Genomic DNA, 6,196 nt, shown 5'->3' with positions numbered 1-6,196 from the left:
TATCTCCGATGCTTCCATAATAAATATCCTGGGCACCTTCCGCAGAATCTGCGACTCCATAAATAGTCATTCCGGTTTCCATAGCTACTCCAACCGCTGCAACAATGGGCGACGCTGCACCTGCAGTTGCAATAATACATGCCACCCCAACACCAACCAATACGACTCCGGCAACGGTCTTCCACACTCCCTGCGTCTCACGTTCTTCCGCTGCATCCTTTTGGTTCTGTTCCGCTTCACAGATTGCATCATATACATCTTTATTGTCTTCATGCTGCTGATAAAACGACGGTTATCACCAATAGAACATCTCCGATTCTGTGTTTTTGTTTAGGTATTATGAGGGCGTTTCATCCCCCTTATACCCCCTGTTGCGTGCCATTGTAACATGGGTGTTTGAGAATCGTCAAAGAAAATGTTACAACCTTGTTATATCTATGACATTCTCTGCTTTATTCTGTCAACGTACTATTTTTACATCCATTAAATTTCCATTTTCTACATCAACATTAAACTTTCTCCCCCAGAAATCAGTAGCATATAATTTCCCATTCATAATTTGAATTGCAACATATGGAATTTGCTCTTTGCTGACAATATTAGACGGTAATTTGTCACTTATTCGCCAACACATTTCGCCATTTTCATTATAACACAAAATATTATTAAGTTCCTCTGCTCCTAGTTCTACTCGTGGAATCTTTAACAATACAACATACTTTCCACTGATGCTTTCAACTTGTTTAATTGGATATTTTACAGTGATTTTAGTACCACCAATATTTAAAATATTACCATCAATAGATACTTCTCTCATATTTACCTCCAGTCTTCAATCTTTCCAAGTTCAGTAAAATCACCAATCCATTGCTGTTGTAAATCTATTTGTATTCCACCACCATCAAATCCAAAATTAGGTCCAACCTCACCTAAACGTACTGTATCTCCTGCTTTCAGCTCTACTTCTCCAATAAATTTAGGTTCATACTCTAATGCAAATTTAGCTTGAATTTCTTTAGGTGTAAGTCCTTTGATATCCTCGGCTCTCATAACCCATCCACCCTCTAAATTTGAATTCACACCGTCATATACTCGAACAAATTTTGTATCTTCTGTCAGTGTTATATCTTGTACAACAGTTTTCTCTTTGTAAGGTGATTTATAACCTCTTGCTTCCCACCAAGCATTAACACTTTCTGCTGATTGATACTGATTTATTTTAACTTTATCTTTTAAGTTACCTAATTGGTCATCTAAATATTCATATCCTATTTTACTTGATGTTCCACCATTTACAGCCGAACCCACATCCGCATCATTTAATACTGCGCCACCGTCAGTTCCCACATCTCCAAGCTTCGGTTTCGCCAGTTTCTTCGCTCCTGCTTCAATTCCATTCAGACCTTTCGCAGTTGCCATACTTGCTGCCATACCTGCTATCATTCCTGCGGTCTGGTTTCCGGTTAAATCCGTCGTATACTTCTGGGCTCCTGCACCTGCAGTTGCAATAATACATGCCACCCCAACACCAACCAATACGACTCCGGCAACGGTCTTCCACACTCCCTGCGTCTCACGTTCTTCCGCTGCATCCTTTTGGTTCTGTTCCGCTTCACAGATTGCATCATATACATCTTTATTGTCTTCATGCTGCTGATAAAACAATTCACTGATATTGGCAAGTGCATACACGTCCTTATCTGTATAAAAGCTGTTGCTTTCATAATTTGCAATTGTTCCCTGGTTCAACCCTACTTTTGCAATACAGCTGTTCAGGCTCGAAATTAATAAGTCTACAGAATTCTCCAGCGCTGTTACGGTACTACTTTCCTGATTTTGGATTGTTGTAATAAAATTCAATAGCTCCTGATCCAACTGCTCATGTAAACCAATTATTTTATAACTTGTTTTTCCTCATCAAGCTTTACTATATTTGAATTTAACCATCCCTCATATGCATATTTGTCAACTCGATCCAACTTCAGCTTTTCCCCTATCTTACAGTCATTTGTACTAACCAAATATTCTCCGTTTTTTTCCTTTATAATTGAAACCCTCTCTTCATTCACCTTTCCATAAGTTGCAATTTTGTAAATTTCATCTACATCTGATATATTCACTAATTTACTGTATACTCCTGTATTATATTTATCTTTAAATGTACAATCAGTTTTCTTTAGATCTGATGTTATAATAATATAATTACCATCAGCATCTCTTGAAAATTTATATTCATTTCCTTTATAATAAGCATATTTTCCATTTTTTATCATTTTTTCACCTCTCTGAAATGTTCGCCATCAAAAATAGCTACGATAGAATCTTCTGAATCAATTACCCTATGCAATTCAGCACCTTCTATTGGTTCCAGGTTACCATCAACTGTCCATTCTGGAATAACTTCTCCATTCCTTGCACCTGTAAATCCATTACGTGTACATGGGGCAGGGTCTGTATTTCCCCCACCAAATTCTGTTCCATACGGTATTCCAATCCTATCCACATCATCCGTCATAAATTTAATATAACCATATGCATTTCCACCTTCTGGATATGGTCTAATATCACTATTTATTGTATAGTCTAATCTTGATGATTCTACAACATTATCATAACCATGAATATGTGAAACATCATCATATCTTGCTATATAGCCTCTGATAGTACTATATCCGTCATCTCCTATGTATTTTCCTATATCCTCAAAGGGAATAGTTTTTTGAATCACTGTATTACTATCAATCTTAGGCACTGCTTCTCTTATATTTTTTAATTTTCCAATTTGTTCTGCTGACAATTCATTTACATCTGCTAAACGAAGTGTATTAAACTCATCTAATGTCAAACTTTCATTAGCTAACACAGATTTTAAATTATTTCTTGCAAACGCTGAACCTCCGCCGTCTCCAACATCTCCAAGCTTCGGTTTCGCCAGTTTCTTCGCTCCTGCTTCAATTCCATTCAGTCCTTTCGCAGTTGCCATACTTGCTGCCATACCTGCTAACATTCCTGCGGTCTGGTTTCCAGTTAAATCCGTCGTATACTTCTGGGCTCCTGCACCTGCTGCTGTTGCAATTCCTTCTTTTGCAACGATTGTTGCTCCACTTCGAAATGTCAGGTTTCCTGCTGAGGCCGCCTGACCGATTGGAATCATTGCGGATGCTGCAAATGCAAAGACACTTTCTGTCAGATAATATGCTTCCTCATTTCCTTGGAATACCACATATTTTAAGTCATTTACTGCGGTACTGTCAATATCTCCGATGCTTCCATAATAAATATCCTGGGCACCTTCCGCAGAATCTGCGACTCCAAAAATAGTCGTTCCGGTTCCAACAATACCCTCTGCGGCTGCAACAATTGGTGTTGCTGTTCCCCATGATGCGACTATACATACTCCGCCTACTACAAGCAAACCCACTCCGGCAACGGTCTTCCACACTCCCTGCGTCTCACGTTCTTCCGCTGCATCCTTTTGGTTCTGTTCCGCTTCACAGATTGCATCATATACATCTTTATTGTCTTCATGCTGCTGATAAAACAATTCACTGATATTGGCAAGTGCATACACGTCCTTATCTGTATAAAAGCTGTTGCTTTCATAACTTGCAATTGCAGCTGTGTTCAATCCGATTTTTGCAATACAGGTATTCAGACTCGATAGTAACAATTCCACGGAATTCTCCAGTGCTGTCACGGTACTGCTCTCATGGTTCTGAACTTCTGTGATAAGATTTAATAATTCCTGATCCAACTGCTCATGTAGTTCTATCGTTCGTATAGGTGTACTGATTAAATTTCTTATCCTAGGTCTTAAAATTATTCAAGATATCAGAATAAGGCATTTTCTTAACAATTAGTTGGCTTGTCTTGATTTTGGTATGCCACTTTAAGAAAATATGATGTTATGAATATTTGTTAAACTCGTAACGAAATCTCTTCTTGTAATTTTTTATCATTCACAGAAATTGGCTATCTCACAGCGTCTATAAGCATTTTAGCAAACAATAGTTCTGTGGAAGGGTGAAAATTCCCAGCTTGCAACAGGTTAGTAAAATCAATACCTCACAATATCTTCAATATAAATTGTCGGACAAATCCTTTTGTATACCTGAGGGCAAATTTCGCCATAAGGAGTCCTTTCCCCTTTAGGTAAATGACAAAAAGCTATTATTAATCTCTGTATGTCATTCACTTCGTGAACAGACAGAGATTAAAGTAGCTTTTTGAGTTAGGGATTTTTGAAGTCCTAAAGTATAACCATAATTAAATTAATCTCTTTCATAAAATGGTTTGTATTCTCTAATTGCATTCTTTCCAAAATCCGAATCCGCTGAAACCATATCAAGCATCTTATCTCTTAAAAATCTAATGCAAAATTTTCCAACTCTTGGGTATAGACTATTAGGTTCTTCTTTTGAATCCAATATTAGTAAATAGCTTCCTTCTTCACCCCTTACCATCCATAATAAAAACGCCTTATCAACACTCTTTTCTTTATCAAAATATACACATAGCTCATTTATCAATTCAGTTGGGTATTCAGCTGGAATGCCTATAAACACCTGTTCTTCTTTTTTAATTATACAATCATTTTCCATTCCATCAAGCATTGGAAGCGTAATCACAATATTGGCACCGAAAGGATTTATTACCATTCCTGTATATACATCTCTCGATTCTTTCATAATGTTTTGAAAATCCTTATAACCAAAAATAACTGTTTGCTGTTCTTTTGAGGAATTCCATTTATATAATTCTTCCCAATCAGTAAATGCAATTAAAAACTTATTACCTTTTGTATCTTCTAAATGCTTTATAGATATTGAAGACCCTTCACCTACAACTATTTCATTACCATCTTTCGAACTGTTTTGTAAATGAATATCTGCAGGGCATAGTAATTTAGCTTGTGCAAATTCTGTAAAAAATTTCTGTTGTGTTGCATTATTGTTACTTAATCCTTCAATTGCCTCGACTAATTTAAGATTACTAATTGGTTCTTTAATATTCATTTTTCCCTATCTCCTTCTGGTGATATATTCCATCAGCAAACTTACGAACAAAACCTTTTGCTGGAAAATCAGGATATTTAATTTCCCATAGACATCCACAACACTTACACTTGTACCATTTATCTGCTTTCCACTCAAATCCATCACAATATGGCTTTCCTACTGGTACTTCTGAAAATATATCTTCTTTTACCTGTTCTTCAAAAAACAATTTAATATCTTCATATAATTTATATGAATTAATAACACTTCCTATTCGTTCACTACATTCACATTTTATCATTTAAACCACCCCGCTTCCACTTTTGGGATATATACTTGATTTCCACCTCCTGGCAATGTTCCTATCACATTTCCAAGACTATCATATATATTTTGTGGTGCCGCTATACCTTCATAAATTGTGGTTCCTTTTGGAACAACAACCTTGGTAATATTTTCTGTTGTATTTCCCCACGAAGGATTTAATGCTAAATCCAATTGTGATTGCAATCCTCCTCCTTGAGGCGTTCTTGATACATATGAACCAACCTCTCCTGCTTTACCACCACTTACTCTATACATAACTGTATCTTCTGTCAACGTTGTTTTTGTAAATGTTGCACCATTAAAAGATTCTGCTACTTCTTGACTAATTTCATTACAAGGTTTGATTGGTGAATACTTTACTGTCTTACTTCCACCCTCTCCTACATTTCCCAACTGCTGCGGTCTTTTTACGTTATTTACTACTTCCAGCTCTGCCTCACTGAGCGTTCCATATGTTGCCATTCCGGTTAGTGATCCAACTACAAAGCCTGCCAGTGGACTGTTGGTTGCTTCTGTCATGCTCTTTTCCACATAACTGCTGGCTGCCACCGTCAGTCCCTGCTTTGCATACTCTGTTACTACTGCCCTTCCTATGGATGTTCCTGCACTTACTGCTGCATTTGCTGCCATTCCTCCGGTCAGTATCATAGAAGCTGAGATTGTCAACGCATTTCCTATTAAATAATAGAGTTCCGGATTGCTGGCAAATAATGTATCACGGATTGGATTAACCGATACCATTCTTGGGTCTCCTATTACTCCTGCATAAACATCCTGACTACCTTCTATAGCATTCGCACAACCATATGCAGTTGTGCCTAATCCAATTGCTACAACTCCAACGGTTGTCACCAGTGGAAGTGCCATACCAC

Annotated in this window: 6 protein-coding genes and 2 pseudogenes; all 8 read right to left on the bottom strand. The window is 37.3% G+C overall.

The window, feature by feature from the left end:
* Nucleotides 1-187: pseudogene (locus DXB39_RS14475) on the bottom strand (T7SS effector LXG polymorphic toxin); the annotation flags it as partial.
* 273 nt (nucleotides 188-460) lie between these two features.
* On the bottom strand, nucleotides 461-817 hold the full coding sequence (locus DXB39_RS14470) for a hypothetical protein (RefSeq protein WP_117842365.1): 357 nt from the start codon (nucleotides 815-817) through the stop codon (nucleotides 461-463).
* 2 nt (nucleotides 818-819) lie between these two features.
* Nucleotides 820-1,860, bottom strand: a complete 1,041-nt coding sequence (locus DXB39_RS14465; protein ID WP_117842366.1) for a hypothetical protein — start codon at nucleotides 1,858-1,860, stop codon at nucleotides 820-822.
* Between the two features lie 32 nt (nucleotides 1,861-1,892).
* Complete coding sequence (locus DXB39_RS14460) at nucleotides 1,893-2,273, bottom strand: hypothetical protein (protein WP_117690461.1); 381 nt, start codon at nucleotides 2,271-2,273, stop codon at nucleotides 1,893-1,895.
* A complete protein-coding gene (locus DXB39_RS14455) occupies nucleotides 2,270-3,754 on the bottom strand; it encodes a hypothetical protein (RefSeq protein WP_117901614.1) in 1,485 nt (494 codons plus the stop codon). The genes DXB39_RS14460 and DXB39_RS14455 overlap by 4 nt, the downstream gene beginning before the upstream one ends.
* 517 nt (nucleotides 3,755-4,271) lie before the next feature.
* Complete coding sequence (locus DXB39_RS14450) at nucleotides 4,272-5,015, bottom strand: enhanced serine sensitivity protein SseB (protein WP_117699322.1); 744 nt, start codon at nucleotides 5,013-5,015, stop codon at nucleotides 4,272-4,274.
* On the bottom strand, nucleotides 5,005-5,298 hold the full coding sequence (locus DXB39_RS14445; RefSeq protein ID WP_117699323.1) for a hypothetical protein: 294 nt from the start codon (nucleotides 5,296-5,298) through the stop codon (nucleotides 5,005-5,007). The genes DXB39_RS14450 and DXB39_RS14445 overlap by 11 nt, the downstream gene beginning before the upstream one ends.
* Nucleotides 5,295-6,196: pseudogene (locus DXB39_RS14840) on the bottom strand (hypothetical protein); the annotation flags it as partial. The gene DXB39_RS14445 and the pseudogene DXB39_RS14840, both read right to left, overlap by 4 nt.

It is taken from the genome of Roseburia sp. OM03-7AC, from assembly GCF_003462625.1.
In the GTDB taxonomy this organism is placed as follows: Bacteria; Bacillota; Clostridia; order Lachnospirales; family Lachnospiraceae; genus Roseburia_C; species Roseburia_C amylophila.
Note: the sequence above shows the minus strand (reverse complement) of the source record. Positions and strands in the feature narration are given on the sequence as shown.

Coding starts and splice junctions, on each gene's coding strand:
- DXB39_RS14450 (WP_117699322.1), bottom strand. CDS start 5,015: ATGAATATTAAAGAACCAATTAGTAATCTTAAATTAGTCGAGGCAATT.
- DXB39_RS14460 (WP_117690461.1), bottom strand. CDS start 2,273: ATGATAAAAAATGGAAAATATGCTTATTATAAAGGAAATGAATATAAA.
- DXB39_RS14445 (WP_117699323.1), bottom strand. CDS start 5,298: ATGATAAAATGTGAATGTAGTGAACGAATAGGAAGTGTTATTAATTCA.
- DXB39_RS14470 (WP_117842365.1), bottom strand. CDS start 817: ATGAGAGAAGTATCTATTGATGGTAATATTTTAAATATTGGTGGTACT.